This window comes from Helicobacter pametensis ATCC 51478, assembly GCF_000518225.1.
GTDB lineage: Bacteria > Campylobacterota > Campylobacteria > Campylobacterales > Helicobacteraceae > Helicobacter_G > Helicobacter_G pametensis.
Genome location: NZ_JADE01000006.1, coordinates 1 through 18,247 on the forward strand (window position 1 = coordinate 1; position 18,247 = coordinate 18,247).

17 protein-coding genes are annotated in these 18,247 nt (G+C 42.3%); 6 read left to right on the top strand and 11 right to left on the bottom strand.

The genetic code is table 11. The features are described from left to right. The 6 genes from T391_RS0100065 to T391_RS0100090 all read right to left on the bottom strand — a co-directional run. On the bottom strand, window positions 1–1,903 hold a 1,903-nt coding region (locus T391_RS0100065), incomplete at its 3' end, for a heavy metal translocating P-type ATPase (RefSeq protein ID WP_027326620.1). Between the two features lie 73 nt (window positions 1,904–1,976). Next, the gene (gene murA, locus T391_RS0100070) at window positions 1,977–3,245 is read right to left on the bottom strand and encodes a UDP-N-acetylglucosamine 1-carboxyvinyltransferase (protein ID WP_027326621.1); all 1,269 of its coding nucleotides are present in this window, start codon (window positions 3,243–3,245) and stop codon (window positions 1,977–1,979) included. Then, the gene (locus T391_RS0100075; RefSeq protein ID WP_027326622.1) at window positions 3,232–4,002 is read right to left on the bottom strand and encodes a pseudouridine synthase; all 771 of its coding nucleotides are present in this window, start codon (window positions 4,000–4,002) and stop codon (window positions 3,232–3,234) included. The genes murA and T391_RS0100075 overlap by 14 nt, the downstream gene beginning before the upstream one ends. After that, window positions 3,999–7,616, bottom strand: a complete 3,618-nt coding sequence (dnaE, locus tag T391_RS0100080) for a DNA polymerase III subunit alpha (protein ID WP_027326623.1) — start codon at window positions 7,614–7,616, stop codon at window positions 3,999–4,001. Before dnaE ends, T391_RS0100075 begins: the two co-directional genes overlap by 4 nt. 154 nt (window positions 7,617–7,770) lie before the next feature. Continuing rightward, window positions 7,771–8,856, bottom strand: coding sequence for a tetratricopeptide repeat protein (locus T391_RS08725; RefSeq protein WP_051420484.1), 1,086 nt, complete (start codon window positions 8,854–8,856; stop codon window positions 7,771–7,773). Between the two features lie 53 nt (window positions 8,857–8,909). After that, on the bottom strand, window positions 8,910–10,115 hold the full coding sequence (locus T391_RS0100090; RefSeq protein WP_027326624.1) for a tetrahydrodipicolinate N-succinyltransferase N-terminal domain-containing protein: 1,206 nt from the start codon (window positions 10,113–10,115) through the stop codon (window positions 8,910–8,912). Between the two features lie 64 nt (window positions 10,116–10,179). Here T391_RS0100090 and T391_RS0100095 point away from each other — a divergent pair, with 64 nt between their 5' ends. Continuing rightward, window positions 10,180–10,458 carry a TFIIB-type zinc ribbon-containing protein gene (locus tag T391_RS0100095; protein ID WP_027326625.1) on the top strand — a complete coding sequence of 93 codons (279 nt, stop codon included), beginning with the start codon at window positions 10,180–10,182 and terminating at the stop codon, window positions 10,456–10,458. 45 nt (window positions 10,459–10,503) lie between these two features. Here the strand turns inward: T391_RS0100095 and rsfS are convergent, their stop codons facing one another. From rsfS to T391_RS0100115, 5 genes are read right to left on the bottom strand one after another with little or no spacing between them, the layout of a single operon-like run. Continuing rightward, complete coding sequence (gene rsfS / locus T391_RS0100100) at window positions 10,504–10,833, bottom strand: ribosome silencing factor (protein ID WP_027326626.1); 330 nt, start codon at window positions 10,831–10,833, stop codon at window positions 10,504–10,506. A 39-nt stretch (window positions 10,834–10,872) separates the two neighbouring features. Continuing rightward, window positions 10,873–11,439 (bottom strand): nicotinate-nicotinamide nucleotide adenylyltransferase, encoded by a 567-nt coding sequence (locus tag T391_RS07440; protein WP_051420485.1) that lies wholly within the window; start codon window positions 11,437–11,439, stop codon window positions 10,873–10,875. A gap of 8 nt (window positions 11,440–11,447) precedes the next feature. Continuing rightward, entirely contained in the window at window positions 11,448–11,936 is a 489-nt protein-coding gene (locus tag T391_RS07445) for an ATP-binding protein (RefSeq protein ID WP_051420486.1), read from the bottom strand. Continuing rightward, window positions 11,905–12,075: a hypothetical protein gene (locus T391_RS08615; RefSeq protein ID WP_169728199.1), complete on the bottom strand. Its 171-nt coding sequence runs from the start codon at window positions 12,073–12,075 to the stop codon at window positions 11,905–11,907. The genes T391_RS07445 and T391_RS08615 overlap by 32 nt, the downstream gene beginning before the upstream one ends. Before the next feature lie 33 nt (window positions 12,076–12,108). Further along, the gene (locus T391_RS0100115) at window positions 12,109–12,870 is read right to left on the bottom strand and encodes an undecaprenyl-diphosphate phosphatase (RefSeq protein WP_027326627.1); all 762 of its coding nucleotides are present in this window, start codon (window positions 12,868–12,870) and stop codon (window positions 12,109–12,111) included. A gap of 89 nt (window positions 12,871–12,959) precedes the next feature. Here T391_RS0100115 and T391_RS0100120 point away from each other — a divergent pair, with 89 nt between their 5' ends. Genes T391_RS0100120 through yedF form a run of 5 tightly spaced genes read left to right on the top strand, consistent with a single transcriptional unit; the run spans window position 12,960 to window position 18,208 of the window. Further along, window positions 12,960–14,390: an acetyl-CoA carboxylase subunit A gene (locus tag T391_RS0100120; RefSeq protein ID WP_027326628.1), complete on the top strand. Its 1,431-nt coding sequence runs from the start codon at window positions 12,960–12,962 to the stop codon at window positions 14,388–14,390. After that, window positions 14,390–15,775: a bifunctional ADP-dependent NAD(P)H-hydrate dehydratase/NAD(P)H-hydrate epimerase gene (locus T391_RS0100125; RefSeq protein WP_027326629.1), complete on the top strand. Its 1,386-nt coding sequence runs from the start codon at window positions 14,390–14,392 to the stop codon at window positions 15,773–15,775. Before T391_RS0100120 ends, T391_RS0100125 begins: the two co-directional genes overlap by 1 nt. Further along, entirely contained in the window at window positions 15,772–16,482 is a 711-nt protein-coding gene (gene cmoA, locus T391_RS0100130; protein ID WP_027326630.1) for a carboxy-S-adenosyl-L-methionine synthase CmoA, read from the top strand. Before T391_RS0100125 ends, cmoA begins: the two co-directional genes overlap by 4 nt. Further along, window positions 16,482–17,603: a succinyl-diaminopimelate desuccinylase gene (gene dapE / locus T391_RS0100135; protein WP_027326631.1), complete on the top strand. Its 1,122-nt coding sequence runs from the start codon at window positions 16,482–16,484 to the stop codon at window positions 17,601–17,603. The genes cmoA and dapE overlap by 1 nt, the downstream gene beginning before the upstream one ends. After that, window positions 17,603–18,208 (top strand): sulfurtransferase-like selenium metabolism protein YedF, encoded by a 606-nt coding sequence (gene yedF, locus T391_RS0100140; protein WP_027326632.1) that lies wholly within the window; start codon window positions 17,603–17,605, stop codon window positions 18,206–18,208. The genes dapE and yedF overlap by 1 nt, the downstream gene beginning before the upstream one ends. Window positions 18,209–18,247: the final 39 nt, after the last annotated feature.

Here is an 18,247-nt window from a genome sequence, read left to right on the forward strand (position 1 = left end):
CCAAAGCAATGTTTTGAGCTGTAATTGCACGCGTCTTTTGGGCGATATTGATGGCTATGATGAGTTTATCCAAGTCATCATTGGTCAAAATCACATCAGAGGTTTCCTTGCTTAGATCACTCCCTCCTAAGCCCATAGAGATCCCGACATCAGCACTTGAGAGCACTGGAGCATCATTGATCCCATCTCCTACAAAGGCTGATTTTTCTTGTTTGTGCGATTGAAAAAGGGTGAGCTTATCTTGAGGAAGAAGTCCGCCATAGGCTTTGGAGATCCCAAGCTCTTGGGCGACTTTTTGGACATTTGCTTGCTGATCTCCGCTCAAAATCATCGTCTCAATTCCCATACCGTGGAGTTTTTGGATACAGGCTTTGGCATTGGGTTTGGGAGCATCTCTGAGTGTGATGTATCCGATACATTCAGATCCTAGTGCGACATAGACAAGCGTTTCTTGGGTGTGGATTTGGGGATATTGGATGCCAAATGTATCTAGCAATGCTTTATTGCCTACAAGGATGCGATTTCCACAGCATTGGGCATCCATACCTTTACCCGCGATCTGATCGTGAGAAATTGGCGTGTGTGTGATGGAGAGATTTTGGGCTTGTTTTTGGAGGGATTTTGCGATGGGGTGACTTGAGAGATGTTCTGCACACATGGCAAATCCAAGAATCTCTTCCTTGGAATATGAGCTAAGTGAGATGATCTGATCAACTTCAAATTCTCCATTTGTCAATGTCCCTGTCTTATCAAAGGCGATCATTTTGAGCTGTGCTAGCGCTTCAAGGAAATTGGCTCCTTTGATCAAAATACCCTTCTTGCTTGCTCCACCGATCCCTCCAAAGTATCCCAAAGGAGTGCTCAAAACAAGAGCACATGGGCAGCTCACCATAAGCACAACCAAAGCCCTATAGATCCATTCATCCCATGTGCCATATCCCAAAAGTGGTGGAAGAATCGCGATAAGAAAAGATAGCGCAAACACACAGGGTGTGTAAATCTTGGCAAATGAGGTGATTCTCTTCTCGCTTTGAGATTTTTGTGTGCTGGCTTGTTCGATGAGAGTGATGATCTGTGAGATCCCACTTTGATCATAGGTTTTGGTGATTTTGACTTCCAAAACGCCCAAAAGATTGATACTCCCACCAAACACTTCATCATCTGGATGACAAAAGCGAGGCATTGATTCTCCATTGAGCATTTTTTCTTCAAGCTCGCTTTCACCTTTGATGATGACTCCATCGCTTGGGATCTTTTCTCCAGCCTTGATGATGACGATGTCATCGATTTGTAACTCCCATGGAAATACTTTGAGGAGTGTGCCATCAGATTGCTTTTTCCAAGCATAAGATGGGCTTAGATCGATGAGGGATTGGATATTTTTGCGACTTTTGCGCACAGCAAGATTCTCAAAAAACTCTCCGATACGATAAAACAGCATCACAGCGACAGCCTCAAAGTCTGCACCGATGAAAAATGCGGCAATTGTGGCAAAAAACATCAAGAAATTTTCATCAAAAAATTCTTTGTTTTTTAGGCGTTTATATGCTCCTTTGAATACAGGGATCCCAGCGATGAGATAGATTCCATAAAGCAGTATTTGAGATAGGGGAGAAGTCAAGATGAAGGCTAGGGCAAAGCATCCAAGAAGAGAAAAGAGAAAAAACAATTCAACTTTGGTTGATGGCTCTTTGCTTGCTTCTCGCCATTCCAAAATCTCTATATTTTTTTCTACTTCTTTGATGGTTTGTTTAGTGCGCTCCAGATCTTGTGTATCCAAAAAAATTGCCCCATTTGCAAAGTCGATCATGACATCTTGGATGAAGGGTTGTTTTTGAAGTTCTTTTTGAAGAGATTGCGCACAATTTGGACAATCTAGGTTGAGGATTTTGTATTTCTTCATCTATTTCCTTTGCACAATGGGCTATGTTTTTGTGAATGAAAATCATCTGGATGGATAAATACCACAACTCCTGTTATTTTTCTTTGAGGCGTTGGACAGATGCTCCAAGAGAGCGTAGTTTCTCTTCTAGTCCTTCATATCCGCGATCTAGATGGTAGATTCTGTGTATTTGTGTGCAATCTTGAGCGACAAGTCCTGCAAGGATGAGGGCTGAAGAGGCTCTTAGATCTGTTGCCATCACATCTGCTCCTTTGAGCTCTTCTTCTCCAATGATTGTCGCTGTGTGCCCTTTGAGTGTGATATTTGCTCCCATTCTTTGAAGCTCATTGACATGCATAAAGCGATTTTCAAATAATCTCTCTTCAATCGTTGAAGTGCCCTCACAAACCAAGGCTAGAGCCATAAATTGTGCTTGCATATCTGTTGGAAATCCTGGATATTCTGTCGTGATGAGCTCAAATGCCTTGCGTTTTGTAGCAGGAAGAAGAGTGAGTGAATCTTGAGAGATTTCAAAGCCAAAGCCAATCTCTTCAAGCTTATCTGTGATCGCTTCAAGATGGTGGGGGATCACATGGTGGAGGGTGATGGAAGAGTTGGTGATCGCACCAGCACAAAGATAGGTCCCAGCCTCGATTCGATCTGCAATCACGCAAATATCTTGCATATCCAAAAGTTCCCCATCACTTCCTTGGATTTCAAGCTCACTAGTCCCAATCCCCTCGATCTCTACCCCAGCATCCTTTAAAATCTCACAGAGCTGCACTACTTCTGGTTCTTTGGCGGCATTGATGATCTTTGTTTTACCTTTGGCAAGTGCTGCTGCCATGAGAAGATTTTCTGTGCCTGTGACTGTGATTTTGTCAAACATAATGTTGGCACCTCTAAGCCCTTGTGGAGCTGTCGCGACGATGTAGCCATGTTGAATCTCAATCTGAGCCCCCATTTTCTCTAGTGCTTTGATGTGGAGATCTACGGGCCTAGCTCCGATAGCGCATCCTCCAGGCAAAGAGACTTCACAGTGTCTAAAGCGCGCCAAAAGTGGTCCCAAAACAAGGATAGATGCGCGCATCTTGCGCACGATATCATAGTTTGCTCTAGTCTCATGGACGCTAGAAGTATCGATATGGATTTGGTTGTTTTGGATGTGCTGATAGCTTGCTCCAAGGATTTCTAGAAGTTTTAGCAAAGTATTGACATCTGCGACATTGGGGAGATTGGAGATGGTGATCGGATTTTTGCTCAAAAGAGTGGCTGTGAGGATGGGGAGTGCTGAGTTTTTGGCACCAGAGATATTGATACTTCCGCTAAGTTTTGGTGTGTGGTGAATTTTAAGAAAGTCCATTGTGATCCTTTGTTAGAAATTGATGGAGGGCTTTGTATTCTTCTTTGCTAAAAAAACGCGTTTTTCCGCAAGGGAGGGCATTGAGTGAGGCAAATCCATAGCTAATCCTTCTAAGATCAAGCACCTCACGCCCAAAATGAGCAAAAAATCGCCTCAGCTCTCGATTTTTCCCCTCTGTGATAGAGACTTTGATCTTGGAATAATTGCGTGAGTTTTTGATAATCGTAAAATCAGCAAAAGGAGAGAAGTTCATGGAAGTGATGGTGCTGTGGGTATGAGCTCCAGCGCGTGCATCTTCTAGCTCTAATCCATTTTCCATAGCTTCTTGCATTTTTTGAGTAATGGAGCCATTGAGCTTGAGAAGATAGACGCGCTCTAGATTGCTTTGCATAAGTTTGCTTACAACCTCTTTGCTATCACTTAGGATCAAAAGCCCCTCAGATGCATAATCAAGACGCCCAACAGGCAGAAAATGGGAGAATTGAGAGCTTAGAGAGTGATAGATCGTTTTGCGTCCGCGATCATCTTTTTTGCTGACAAGTTCTCCTTTGGGTTTGTGATAGATGATGAGAGTGAAGTGATCATCTTTTTTGGGGCGAAGCTGTTTCCCATCGATAAAAACTCTTTGATCTTCTTTGAGGATAGAAGTGGGGGTTGCCTTCTTTTTCTCGATATTGACACGGCCTTGTGCGATGAGGGCATCTGCTTCGCGCCTAGAGTATTTGCTGTGATGGGAGATGAATTTGTTTAGTCTCATAAATCTCTCCATTGCATTGTATTGAGTGTGGTTTTGATCGAGCTGTGAACCTTGAGGGGTGTTGAGAAGATATAGCACTCATCTTGATCTTGCAAGATGATTTTGAACTCCCGCTCTCCTTGATGGCTTTGAGCAAGTGTAGCGATCTGTTCTAGAAGGCTTTCTTGGGCATCAAGAGGCAAAATAAGAGCAATGGGGGTAGTAGAATCCTCTGTGGTTTCAGCAGGTTTTTCGTCTTTGTGTTCTCTCTTTTTTGTGGTTGTTTTGACTTCTTTGGCTTCTTCTAGGGAGAGAATCTCAAGAAGGCGTAAGGAGGGCTTATCTTCTTTGTATTCGACTTTGCATTTGATGGCTAGGGGTTTTTCTTTGTCTTCTCGTTGTTCTAAATCATTGAGAGTTTGCTCAAAAATCATCAGATCAAATTTTCCAGAATAATCAAGGAGGGATAGGATCCCATAGGGTTTGCCTGATTTTTTGCTGATTTTTCTTTGGATGTCAAGAATCTTCCCAACTAGCAGGACACTTGATCCATCTCCATATTTTTCAAGTTCAGCGCTTTTGGCCACTTTTTTGATCTCATTGATTTCTTTTTTGAAGCTATCGAGGGGATGGCCAGAGATATAGATCCCCATACATTCATATTCATTTTCCAACAAAACCAATTCATCATCTTCATTTATATCTGAGAAATGAAGAGAAATGGTGGAGGGTTCGTTTTCTAGCTCACCAAAAAGAGAGTTAGCCATCATAGCATTGGCTTTGTCTTTGTTGCGCCCAGCCTCACAAATTGCATCAATATGTGTGAGCATACATTTGCGACTATAGCCTAACCCATCAAGACTTCCAGACTTGATCAGGGGTTCTAGGACGCGCTTTGAGATCTTGCTCCAGTCAATGCGCGCGATAAAATCTTCTAGGTTTTTAAACTCCCCATTTGTGATTCGCTCCTCGATAATTGCCTCAATCGGACCATCTCCAACACCCTTGATCGCACTTAAGCCAAATACAATCTTGCGCTCACCATCAAATTCATTGACACCAAAATCATGCTCAGAGATATTGATATGTGGAGGGATGACATCAATCTCCATCGCCTTGACTTCATCAAGATAGTGTGCAACAGCCTCAATCTTACTTGTCTCGCTTGTAAGCATCGCTGCCATAAACTCATGTTTGTAATAAGTTTTGAGATAGGCAGTTTGGAATGTGATCATGGCATAGGCTGCAGAGTGAGATTTGTTGAATCCATAGCCAGCAAATTTCACGATAAGCTCCCAAAGTTCCTCAGCCTTAGAGCGATCAAATCCTTTTTGTTCTGCTCCATTTGCAAAAGTATCTTTGAGGCGATCCATCTCTTCTTTGATCTTTTTCCCCATTGCTCGGCGCACTAGGTCTGCTCCACCAAGGCTAAATCCTCCAATGGTTTGAACAATCTGCATCACTTGCTCTTGATAGACGATGACACCATAGGTGGGTTTGAGGATGGGTTCAAGTTCGGGAAACATATAAGTGATGGGTTTGCGTCCATGTTTGCGATCGATGAAGTCATCAAGCATACCTGATTCCATCGGTCCTGGACGATAGAGAGCCAAAACCGCGATCACATCTTCAAATGTCGTTGGTTTCAGGCGTTTATTGAGATCTTGCATACCTCCTGATTCGATTTGGAATAATCCCAAAGTATCTCCGCTCTGCATCGTTTCATAGACTTTTGGATCCTCGATATTGACACGCAAGAAATCGATCTCTTTGTTGTAACGCTTTTTGATGAGCTTGAGTGCATCATCGATTACTGTGAGGGTTTTGAGTCCCAAGAAATCAAATTTGATGAGATCAACAGGTTCAAGCCACTTCATAGAATACTGGGTGACTGTGGCTCCTCCTAGGCGCTCACTTGTATAAAGTGGGGTTTTGTGCCAGAGTTCTTTTTCAGAATCGATCACTACAGCCGCGGCGTGAGTTCCGGCATTGCGTTTGAGATTTTCAAGTTTGAGTGAAAAATCCCATATTTTGGCAGCTAATTCATTTTTTTCAATGAGTTCTTTGATCTTTGGCTCTTTATCATAAGCCATTTTAAGAGTGATTCCCAAATCATCTGGGATGAGTTTGGCCATCGCATCAGCTTCATTGTAGGGCATATCAAATACCCTTGCCACATCGCGAATCACCCCTTTGGCTTTGAGTTCACCAAAGGTGATCACTTGTGCGACATTGAATTTCCCATAGCGCTGTGTGACATATTCGATGATCTCCCCTCGTCGTCTCTGGCAAAAATCCATATCGATATCAGGCATGCTGACGCGCTCTGGATTCAAAAAACGCTCAAAGAGTAGATCGTATTTGAGTGGATCGATATTGGTGATCTTGAGACAAAAAGCCACAAGACTACCCGCAGCACTTCCACGCCCTGGTCCGACTGGGATTCCATTGCGTTTGGCAAAATTGACAAAATCCCACACAATGAGCATATAACCTGGGAAATTCATCTTGGTAATGATTTCAATCTCTTGATTGAGGCGTTCTTGATAGGTTGCGTGTAGTTCTTGGGGAATGATTTCTAGACGCTCTTTAAGTCCTTCTTGACATTTATAAGCAAAATAATCTGCATCGCTTGAAATCCCATGTAATCCCTCTTGCTGTGCATATTCTTGGGTGAATCTAAAAGTCGGTGGTGTTGCGGGTGTGAATTTGAGTTTTTGTTCTCCGCTGTTTTTATCGATAATGTCTGTGTTTTTGAGAGGGAGGATGAGGTTGCATTTATCTGCAATCTCTTGGGTGTGGCGCAGAGCTTCAGGGATATCAGCAAAGATTTTTGCCATCTCTTCTGGGGATTTGACAAAGAATTCATGCACGGTGTGATTGAGGCGATTGGGGTCATTCATCGTGCGTCCAGTTGCGACACACATCGCGACATCTTGGGCTTGTGCATCTTCTTTAAGTGTGTAGTGTGTGTCATTTGTAGCGACAAGCTTGATCCCTGTCTCAAGTGAGAGTTTGATCAATAAATCATCGATATAGAGCTGTTTGTCGATCCCATGTCTCATAATCTCGATGTAAAAATCATCACCAAAAATATCTTGATATTCCAATGCCGCTTCTTTGGCAGCTTCATATCCCTGTGGATTGTAGGGTTTTTTAAACTTTTTGTTACTACTATCGCGATAGATGGGATTGGTAGAATCTAGGTGATAGCTTATTTCTCCAGCAAGACAAGCTGAGGAGCAGATAAGCCCTTTGCTATGTTCTCTTAGGAGTTTTTTGTTGATTCTTGCATAATAATAAAATCCATCAATGAAGGCTCTAGAGCTTAGATACATAAGGTTTTGATAACCCTCATAATCCTTGGCATAAAGACAGAGATGAAATCGTGCTTTGGAGCTTTTATCACTCAAATTTTCATGATTGTGAAGATAGGTTTCAATCCCAATAATTGGCTTGATGCCTTCCTCAAGCATGGTTTTATAAAACTCCATTGCTCCAAACATATTGCCATGATCTGTCATGGCAACGCTACTCATACCTAGCTCTTTGATTTTTTTGGCCAAGATTTTGATTTTGTTGGCTCCATCAAGGAGAGAATATTCTGTGTGTAAGTGCAAATGTGTAAAGCTCATGATATTCCAATTATTTGGGGTGGTTTTTGGTATGGATTATAATCTAAAAGCATCGCAAACAAGGAATCAATGCGTTTAAAAGTGGCTAGAGGCTGGAGTTGAGCCACCCTGAGGTGAATAAGACAAAAATAAAACAATCAGGCAGATGCTTGGATTACCATCCAAGCATACGAGTGGTGCCTCTACTGTTGCTATTGATGATGCGATAGTTTTGGCATGAAGTTTCAAAGCCATTTTGACAGGCAAAAGCAAAGAGTTCCATTGCGCGCAGTTTGTCTTGCAAAACTCCACGACCATTGTCATAGAGCACTCCAAGGTTGTTGCACGCACTTAGCACGCCATTTTGACAGGCAAGATCGAAATACTTGGCTGCATTGTAATAGTTGAGGGGAGCACCTGCTTCACCTGTAGAATAGAGATAGCCAAGATTAGCACATCCCACCATATCGCCTTGTGAGCAAGCGATGTAGTTCATATCTAGTGCTCCCAAACGATCCTTATCGACTCCATACACATTGTAGGTATTGCTCATAAGCCCTAAGTTGTAACATCCTAGTTCGCTTCCCAAATTACATGCTTTGTTGTAGGCATTGAGGGATTGGTAGTAGTTTTTGGGAGTTCCGACACCATTGGCATACATCCATCCAGCATTGGTGCATCCGATATTATCTCCTCCCTCACATCCGACAAGATAATATTGGAGTGCCTTCTCTTTGTCCATTTGCACTCCCACACCATCATCATAAGCAATGGCTAGATTGGTGCAAGCTACAGCATCCCCACCAGAGCAGGCTTCTTGATAATATCCTACTGCTTTTTGTTGATCATTGATGGTGCCCTGACCATACATATGCATAAGTCCTGCACCAAAACATCCAGCAGGATTTCCTTCATTGCAAGATTGTGAGAAAAGTTTGAGTGCTTGCTCCATATCCCCTTTTTTGGCTAGAGCGATTGCTGCATTGAGAGTGGGTTGAGCTTGGAATTTATCGCGTGCGAAGTTGTCAGCATAAGTAGGTGCTATATCACGCGTGACATTGGGTGTAGGTGCGTTTGGGGGAAGAGCCGTAGAGGGGTCTCTCTGTCTTGATGCGCTTGGAGCTTGGGCGATTTGCTGTGAGGTTTGAGGAGTCGCCTGAGGTTGCTGTGGTGCCCCTTGAGCAGGTTGCATCCCATTCCCTTGAGCTCCATAGAGGAGCCCTATGCCCAAAATCATACTTCCTAAAACTTTATTCAACATTTCCCTACGCTCCTTCTTCGGATTTGGCAAGGTAGAAGCAAAAGTAGTTCCATTTAGTGCAATGCATCATTGAGCTTGATTTCTCGATTGCTTCTAAAGGCGATCATTGCACCTGTTTTGGAATCTTGACGGAAGTGGATTCCATTTTTTTTGCTTAGCTCGCGTCCTTTGTAAAGTCCGCTTTCATTGATGATAAAATCAGGATTGATGTCTTTGATCTTTTGAGCTTCTTCGGGTTTGATGGCAAAAATCGTCCCAGCCAAAACTGCAATCCCACCATCAACGATGCATCCATCCCCTAGGCTAATGCCTGTGGAGCTATTGACGCCCAAAAGGCAATTTTTACCGATGCTGATGGGATCACTATTACCTCCACTCAGAACACCTAGGATACTTGCTCCGCCACCCACATCAGTCCCCTCTCCAATAATTACAGAGCTTGAGATTCTCCCCTCATTCATACAAGCACCCATCGCTCCAGCATTGAAATTCACATAAGAGGCTCCAGGCATTTGAGTGTAGCCTCCGCTTCCAAGATAGGCTCCAAAGCGGGTTTTGGCTGTATCAAGTAGGCGAATATTGTCATATTGGGGAATGACTTGCATCAAATAGCGAGGGAATTTATCCACAAAATCAATAGATGGGAATTTGCCCTTCATTTTGAGCTCGATCTCTCTTTCTCTGAGGTATTCAAGCTCATAGGGTTTGTTTCCACTCCAAGCTACATTGCTTAAAAGTCCAAAGATTCCATCAAGCACCAAAGAGCGCAAAGGGGCTTTGCCAAGAGAGAGAGCAAGAAGTTTCATATATGCACTCTCTACGCTCTCACATTGGGTATCAGCAAAAATGGCACAGAATCTAAAGCGAGGTTTCCCTCCCTTGGTGTAGAGCTCTCCTGCATCATAGGCTTTTTTGAGTTCGAGCAAGACTTGGATATTTTTATGAGATGAAGCGTCCTTTTGTGCTTCTGCCATAAATGGAGCAAAAAGTTCCAAAGCTATATCGATGAATTCCTTATTGATCCCAAAGAGGACTTCATTTTGACTTTTTTGGATGAGGATTGCCTGCTCGCTTGCTTTGCTAAAAACAGCAAAAGAGCCAAAATTCTCACCCCAATTCAAAATAGGATATGTGGCACAAAGTGTTTTTCCACTTTTTTTGCCAAGATCGGCACGACAGATACCAAATCCTAGAGGCTTTTGATAGCCTGATGCACTTTCTGTCTGAGAAACAAAACTTTTAAATTCTTCTTTTGTCATAAGCGATCCTTTTTAATTGTGATTCTCAAATTATAATGCCTGAATTAAAACTAAAGGAGGCGAAATGAAATGCCCAGTGTGTGTCGAAGTTGATTTGTTGATGAGTGAGAGGAGTGGAGTGGAGATTGATTATTGTCCCAAATGTCGTGGAGTATGGCTTGATCGTGGGGAGTTGGATAAAATCATTGCCAATTCCGAAGCACCTCAATCACCTTCTAGTGTCTATGATCGAGTGAGAAGAGATGATCGTGGATATGAGCAAGATAGAAGATATGAGAAGGGAGGGTATTATCATAAGCCCAAGAAGAGAGAATCTTTTTTGAGCGAGTTGTTTGATTTTTGATAGATTTTAGGATGGCTCTCCCACTGGTTTGGGGAGAGGGGGAGGTTAGTTGGGTTTTCCCAAAGTGTTTAGGAATTCTTCAAGATTAAATTTTTGACGGTGTGATTCTGTGAAGATATGGATCATAATATCTCCCAAATCTGCAATGATCCAATCCTCGCTTTCTTCCTCTGTACCAAAGAATTGCTCTCCTTTGGCTTTTAGTTCTGTTTTGAGTGTATCTAGCAATGCAAAGGAATGTTTGCCCACAAGTGCTGTGACAATCACCACAAAATCTGTGATATAGTCTTTGCCTCTTAGATCAATGACTTCGATGTTTTCACCCTTTTTGTCTTCTAAAAGTTGCACGATGTTTTGAATGCGATTTTCTATCATTAAATGTCCTATGTGGTGGGATATTTCAAGAGAGCGATTTTATCTTAAGCCCTTCAAAAAATGAGGCAAAAATTCCCTTGCTCCCCCTGCTCGAATCTGTGTGGATGATGCGGGAACATCGAATGGGAGTATCTGATAGGAGTGAGGTATAGCAGGGAATCCATCTCGCTCAAGAAAGACAAATTCTACAAGTTGAGAAAGCAGGGGATAATCATCCCAAGTATGTAGATGCTCTAGATTATCAGCTCCTAAGAGAAAGTAGATTTTGGAGATATTCAAAATCTTTCGGAGATACTGGATAGTCGTGATTGTGGGGGTGGGGGAATTGCGTTTGATTTCAAAGAGGCAGAGTTTGACTCTAGAATCTTTGATGTAGGATCGAAGAGATCTCTTTAGCCATTTTGTGCGCTTTTGTGTGCTGTATCTGATGGAATCTTTGAATGGGTTGCGAAAGGCTGGGGTGATGAGGAATAGTGAAGGATTGAGTGCTTTTAGAGTGATTTGGATTGCTCTAATGTGTCCTAAATGCACAGGATCAAAGCTTCCACCATAGACGACTAGGGTTTGGATTTTGGGGCGATGTTTGGATAATTTACTTTGAATCATTTGCTTGTTTAGTGATCTTTCGTGATGATTTTGGCTTGTTGATGATTTTCCAAATCGTTTTTCTCTGTGATTATAGGGGCTTGAAGCCCTGCTTGGGTACAAGAGTTGATGATCCTCCCTATCCCGCTTCCCCATTGCTCTATCAGTCCAAGCTCTCTAAACACTCTTGCTATGACTTTATTTCTTGCCTCACTTCGTCCATTTTGAATATCGCTTAGTGTGATTGTATTGGGCAACCCTCCTGGGGAGACAATATTGAGAATGTCATCATAGATTCCCACCTTTATGTCTCTACCTGAATTTGTGTAATCTCTGTGGATCAGTGCATTGATAAGAGCCTCACGCAAGGCAATTTGAGGGATTTCATAACTATCTTTGCGATATAGTCCTTCAAAGTGTGAGGAGAGATTGAGATGGTTGAGGACAAAGTTTTGTGCGTTTTGTAGGATTGAGAAAATATCTCCACTATATTCTTTCTTGTCGATAAAAATATTCATCGTTGTGCCTTTGAATCTCGCGCATTTGAGCATACAGTGAGCAAACTTCCCAAGCAAGATAAGCAATGTATTTGGGCAACTCACGCTTGAGTTCTAGGATTTTGCTTTCCCCAAGCTTGATTTGCTCTCTAAGTGTCACTTTGTCTCCATTTCTATTTACTATATTTGTCTTTTAAAGCACAAAGATCAAAAACACGCTTCCTAGGATGATGCGGTAGATTCCAAAGATTCCATAGCCAAAATGAGAGACAAATCGCACAAAAATCTTGATCACACCAAGAGCTGTAATAAAGGCGACAAATCCCCCAATCAGAAGAATCTGAAGATGTTGAGCATCAAGGATTCCTGAATTTTTATAAAGATCATAGCCTGTGGCTGCAAACATAGTCGGAATGGCGAGCAAAAAGCTAAATTCTGCAGCGCATTTGCGACTAAGTCCAAGAAGCAATCCTCCCACAATCGTCGCACCACTGCGTGATGTCCCTGGGATCATCGCCAAAGATTGAAAAAGACCGATCAAAAATGCTTTTTTGTAGCTGATTTCACTGAGGTGCTCAAGTTTGTGCTGGGGTTTATAGAAGTATTCAATCACGATGAAAACCACTCCTCCAAAGATCAGCATATATGCCACCGTGAGAGGATCAAAAAAATCTTTGACAAATTTATAGAGTGTGAGTCCCAAAATCCCTGTAGGGACAAAGCCTACGGCGAGTTTAAACCAAATATCAAGCCCTTGAGTGAGTTTGCGCCAAAACAAAACAAGAACAGCTAGGATAGAGCCTAGCTGGATGGCTACTTCAAAGGTTTTGAGAAAATCGCTTTGTGCTAATCCCATAAGTTTTGAAGCCAAGATCATATGTCCTGTAGAAGAAACGGGCAAGAATTCTGTGATTCCTTCAACGATGCCTAAAATGACTGCATGAATGGTATCCATGAAAATCCTTGGGTTGTGGTTTTTGAAGTGCTTTCATTATAGCAAGTGATAAAATAATGAAATTTCAATACAAGTGGAGCCTTATATCAATGTTTAAAAAGATTTTGATTGCCAATCGTGGTGAGATTGCCGTGCGAGTGATTCGGGCATGCAAAGACTTGGGAATCAAGTCTGTTGTGATTTATTCTGAAGCAGATAAAGAATCATTACATGTCAAGATGGCTGATTATGCCTATGAACTAGAGGGGGATCCAATCGGTGTCTATCTTGATAAGCAGCAAATTTTAAAGATCGCAAAACTTAGTGAGGTAGAAGCTATCCATCCTGGATATGGGTTTTTGTCAGAAAATGCAGACTTTGCACGCCAGGTGCAAGAGAGTGGTTTGGTGTGGATTGGACCAAGTGCTGAGATTATCGAGAAAATGGGAGATAAAAATACAGCAAGAGCTTTGATGAAGCAAAGTGGCATACCTATCGTTGAGGGGACAGATCCGCTCAATGATAAAACTCCAGAAGAAATTTTTAAGATCGCTTCCAAGATTGGCTATCCAGTGATTCTCAAAGCAAGCGCTGGAGGTGGTGGAAGAGGGATTAGGGTGATTGATGATGAGCTTTCATTGCTTGAGGGATTTGAGGCATGCAAGAGAGAATCCAAAGCTTTTTTTGGAAATGATGATGTGTTTATGGAGAAATATGTCTCATCTCCACGGCATATTGAATTTCAGATTGTTGCGGATTTGTATGGCAATGTGATTCATCTAGGTGAGAGAGATTGTTCAATCCAAAGGCGCCATCAAAAACTCATCGAGATCGCACCTAGTCCAAGTATTGATGAGGGATTGCGCAGAAGGATGGGTGCGGTGGCTGTAGCTGCAGCAAAAGCAGTTGGCTATACCAATATAGGAACCGTTGAGTTTTTGCTTGATGAGCGCAATCAGTTTTATTTCATGGAGATGAATACACGAATCCAAGTGGAACATGGTGTGACAGAGGAGATCACTGGGATAGATTTGGTGGTGCGTCAGTTGAGGATTGCTTATGGTGAGATTTTGGAACTCCAGCAGCAAGATATTCAATTTCAAGGATATGCGATTGAGGCAAGAATCAATGCTGAGGATGCAAGGGCAGAGTTTGCACCAAGTTCTGGAAAGATTGAGGTGTATTATCCAGCACTCGGGCCTTCAGTGAGAGTGGATAGCTGTATTTATAAAGGCTATGAGATCCCACCCTTTTATGATTCTATGGTCGCAAAACTGATTGTGAGAGCCACAAGCTATGATTTGGCGATCAATAAGCTATCGCGTGCATTGAGCGAATTTACAATCAAGGGTGTTAAAACAACGATCCCTTTTTTGAAAAATATTTGTCAAGATTCTGTGTTTAGAAGAGGGATCTTTAGCACATCCTATCTTGCATCTAGACTCCAAGATCTGATCCCTCAAGAGGAAGAAGATGAACTTGATGAAATCTCAGCGATTGCTGCAGTGATAGCATGGAAAAATCAGGAACGAGATAAATAATGCAAAACATCTACAAAGAGACACGACTTTTGGATAAGCGAGCGATTGATAAATTTCTGCTTAGTGAGGAGATTTTGGTCGAAAATGCCTCCGTGGGACTTAAACATCTCATTTCGCAGCTTGTGCATAAAAAAAGTCTGATCTATATTGTGTGTGGTGGGGGGAATAATGGTGCTGATGGACTGGCATTGGCTAGGAAACTTGATGGGGATTATGTCATCAAAGTTTATATGGCAGATGAGCCCAAGACTTCACTATGTCAGAGGGAATTTATGCGCGCTAAGGCGATGGGGATCGATTTTGTCAATAAGCTTTATGCATGTGATGTGGTTGTGGATTGTCTTTATGGGAGTGGATTTAGGGGGGAGCTTTGTGTGGAGATGAGCAGACTTATTGAGGCAATGAATAAGATGGCAAAGCTTAGAATCGCATGCGATCTTCCAAGTGGAATCGCACAAAGAGATCTCAAAGTCGCATTCAAAGCTCATCATACTGTGGCAATGGGGGCTTTGAAGCTTGATTTGTTTGGAGAGAGAGCCAAAGATTATGTCGGAAAGATTTCTGTGGCAGATTTGGGAATCTCAAGAAAACAATATGAGACAAGCTCCAAAATTAAGCTTTTGGAGAGATCAGATTTGTGCTTGCCACATCGATCTAGACTAGATACACATAAGGGTGAATATGGGCATCTAGCGGTATTGTGCAAAAACCATCCTTCAAGCAAGCAGGGAGCTGGTGTGCTTAGTGCGCTTGGTGGTCTTGCTTTTGGGGCTGGACTGGTCTCGCTTATAGGGGAGATTCAAAATCCGCCCTATAGTGTGATGTGTGATACAAAAATCCCTCAAGATGCATGCGCTATAGCCTTTGGTATGGGTGCTGGGGAGGTAGAGAAGGCAGATTTGGAGCAGTGCAAACGCTTGCCTTGTGTTTTGGATGCTGATGTGTTTGGTTATGAAGGACTATCTAGTGAGCTTGCAGAGATGAGGCATGTTGTGCTCACCCCTCACATCAAAGAGTTTGCCAATCTTTTGCGTTTGTGTGGAATTGCGGATATGGAAGTGACTGATGTCAAGATAGATCGAGTGATTTTGGTGGAAGAGTTTTGTATGCGCTATCCAGAACTCGTGCTTGTGCTCAAAGGTGCTAATACAATCATTGCAAAAGATAAGCAGATCTATATCTGTCCATTTGGGAGCAATAATCTAGCCAAAGGTGGGAGTGGAGATGTGTTATCTGGGATGATTGCTGCATTGCTAGCCCAAGGATATCAGCCCATGGAAGCTGCGATCAATGGAGTATTGGCTCATGCTCTTGCATCAGAAAAGATCCCAACTTCCTATGGGTTGAATCCTCAAGATTTGATCGAGGCGATTAAATTTTTATGAAAGATTCACTTTTTATGCAAAAACCTACCAAGCAGTTTGAATTTGATGAGAGTGTGGCAAGTGTTTTTGATGATATGCTAAATCGTTCCATCCCATTTTATGAGGAACAGATCAAATTACTTGCGCATTTTGCTTCTCTTGAGCTCTGTGAGGGTGGTAGGGTGTATGATCTGGGGAGTTCGACAGGTAATGTTTTGTTTGCACTCTCTAAGCTTGCACCCAAGGCAGAATGTATTGGGCTTGATAGTTCGTATGCCATGATTGCACGCTCTATGCTCAAATCACTTGCCTATGGAGGGAATGTGCATTTTGAGGAGGCAAATTTCTTGGATTATGAGTTTTTGCCCTCAAAAGTGATGATTGCCAATTACACGATGCAATTCGTGCGTCCTCTTCAGAGAGAAAAAATGATCAAAAGAATCTTTGATGCACTTGAGATGGGAGGAGTGTTTTTGATGGGGGAGAAGGTGATTAGCCATGAAAAAGTGCTTGATCGGGCAATGATTGATTATTATTATTCTTATAAAAGCTCACAAGGTTACTCACAGATTGAAATTGCCCAAAAAAGGGAAGCCCTTGAGAATGTGCTGATCCCCTACACTCAAGAAGAAAATTTTGCGATGCTCAAAAATGCTGGATTTTCTCATATTGAGATTCTCTTTAGATGGGTGAATTTTGCTTTAATTTTTGCCAAAAAGGGACATTGATGAGGGTTGAGGAAATTTTAAAAAAACTAGTTAGTTTTCAAACTGTGACGCCAAATGAATGTGGGATCTATGCGTGGATCATGGATTTTTTGGGAGATCAGTTTGTGTGGGAGCGGATGGATTGTGGAGAGGTAAAAAATCTCTTTGGTTACAAAGATTTCGCCCCAACATCATCAAAAAAAATCCATTTATGTTTTGCAGGACATATCGATGTGGTGCCTGCTGGAGATGGATGGGAGAGTGATCCATTTGAGGCGATTGTAAAGGAAGGCTATCTCTATGGGAGGGGGACTCAGGATATGAAGGGGGGGATTGCAGCATTTTTGAGTGCAATTTCTGAGTGTGATTTGCAAAATTGTGATTTGATTGTGTCGGTTTTGCTGACAAGTGATGAGGAGGGGGAAGCGATCAATGGGACAAGATTTGTGCTTGAAGAGCTGAAGAAGAGAGATTTTTTGCCTGATATTGCGATTGTGGCTGAGCCGACAAGCCAGTCTAAGATCGCTGATGCTATCAAGGTCGGTCGTCGTGGATCAATCAATGGAATCTTGGAGATTGAGGGGATTCAAGGGCATGTGGCTTATCCTCAGAAATGCTTAAATCCCATCGAGCTTTTGGGGGCTAGATTGGGGGAGATCGCTGGTGTGAATCTAGATGAGGGAGATGAGCATTTTGAGCCAAGCAAAATCGTTGTGACAGATATTAGAGGAGGGCTTGAAGTATGTAATGTGACTCCAAGTCATCTTCGTTTGATGTTTAATGTGAGAAACTCTACACAGAGTGATGAGCAGACTTTGCGATCATATCTTGAGCGGGTTTTAGAGGGTCTTTCTTATACGCTGAAACTCACAACAAGCTCTAGGCCATTTTTGACTCAAAGTCGTTTTTTTGAGATTCTCTCTCAAAGTGCAAAAAAAATCACAGGATATTCCCCCTCATCAAGCACAAGTGGTGGGACAAGTGATGCGCGTTATTTCGCAGCCTATGGTGTGGAGGTCTTGGAGCTAGGGGGATTAAATGATAGAATCCATGCTAAAAATGAGCGCGTAAAGATTGCAGATTTGGAAATATTGCAAAAGATTTTTTTGGATTTTTTATTTAGTGTGCAAGGAGGCAAGTGATGAAAGAAGCAAGGATTGATGTCAATCAGGCTGTTTGTGCAGATCCTGTGGCGAAAGTCAAGGCTGTTTTGGAGCAAATTCGAGATCAAAATATTGCTGTGAGTAGGGTTGAGATTTTTGGAGATCATGCATTAGAAGCCATTGAGAATTTTTTGATCAATAATGGCTATATCATCGAAACAGTGGGGGATGAGCATAAATTTAGCATCACTCTTAAGGGAAAAGAAGAGGTTGAGGTACTTGAATTTTTGGAGGAGAAGGCTATTAGCTTAGAGGATAAGGTATTGTTCCTCAAAGAAGATCGTATTGGAGATGGTGAGTTTGGCAAAAAGCTTTTAGATCGTATGATTGTTGCACTTGCAGAGGGTGGTGTATTTCCCAAAGAGATTTTGCTTCTTAATCGTGCTGTGTTGTTGTGTTCAGATACCAATCGAGAAGCAATGGAAGAGCTTCAATATATGCAGCGCAAAGGTGTGAAGATCTTGGCATGCAGAACATGTCTAGAGCATTATGGAATCCTCAATCGTATGCAAGTGGGTGAAGTATCCTCCGCATCCATTATCATGCAAAAAATGATGAACACATCTGCTGTGATTAGTCTTTAGGAAAAAAGATGCAAAAATTGACTTCTTTTGTGCGCTGTG

Bases quoted from the DNA above. Each gene is read 5' to 3' on its own strand.
- dnaE (WP_027326623.1), bottom strand. From the start codon at position 7,616: ATGAGCTTTACACATTTGCACTTACACACAGAATATTCTCTCCTTGAT.
- dapE (WP_027326631.1), top strand. From the start codon at position 16,482: ATGAGGGTTGAGGAAATTTTAAAAAAACTAGTTAGTTTTCAAACTGTG.
- T391_RS0100075 (WP_027326622.1), bottom strand. From the start codon at position 4,002: ATGAGACTAAACAAATTCATCTCCCATCACAGCAAATACTCTAGGCGC.
- T391_RS07440 (WP_051420485.1), bottom strand. From the start codon at position 11,439: ATGATTCAAAGTAAATTATCCAAACATCGCCCCAAAATCCAAACCCTA.
- murA (WP_027326621.1), bottom strand. From the start codon at position 3,245: ATGGACTTTCTTAAAATTCACCACACACCAAAACTTAGCGGAAGTATC.
- yedF (WP_027326632.1), top strand. From the start codon at position 17,603: ATGAAAGAAGCAAGGATTGATGTCAATCAGGCTGTTTGTGCAGATCCT.
- T391_RS07445 (WP_051420486.1), bottom strand. From the start codon at position 11,936: ATGAATATTTTTATCGACAAGAAAGAATATAGTGGAGATATTTTCTCA.
- cmoA (WP_027326630.1), top strand. From the start codon at position 15,772: ATGAAAGATTCACTTTTTATGCAAAAACCTACCAAGCAGTTTGAATTT.
- T391_RS0100115 (WP_027326627.1), bottom strand. From the start codon at position 12,870: ATGGATACCATTCATGCAGTCATTTTAGGCATCGTTGAAGGAATCACA.
- T391_RS0100090 (WP_027326624.1), bottom strand. From the start codon at position 10,115: ATGACAAAAGAAGAATTTAAAAGTTTTGTTTCTCAGACAGAAAGTGCA.
- rsfS (WP_027326626.1), bottom strand. From the start codon at position 10,833: ATGATAGAAAATCGCATTCAAAACATCGTGCAACTTTTAGAAGACAAA.
- T391_RS0100120 (WP_027326628.1), top strand. From the start codon at position 12,960: ATGTTTAAAAAGATTTTGATTGCCAATCGTGGTGAGATTGCCGTGCGA.
- T391_RS0100095 (WP_027326625.1), top strand. From the start codon at position 10,180: ATGAAATGCCCAGTGTGTGTCGAAGTTGATTTGTTGATGAGTGAGAGG.
- T391_RS08725 (WP_051420484.1), bottom strand. From the start codon at position 8,856: ATGTTGAATAAAGTTTTAGGAAGTATGATTTTGGGCATAGGGCTCCTC.
- T391_RS0100125 (WP_027326629.1), top strand. From the start codon at position 14,390: ATGCAAAACATCTACAAAGAGACACGACTTTTGGATAAGCGAGCGATT.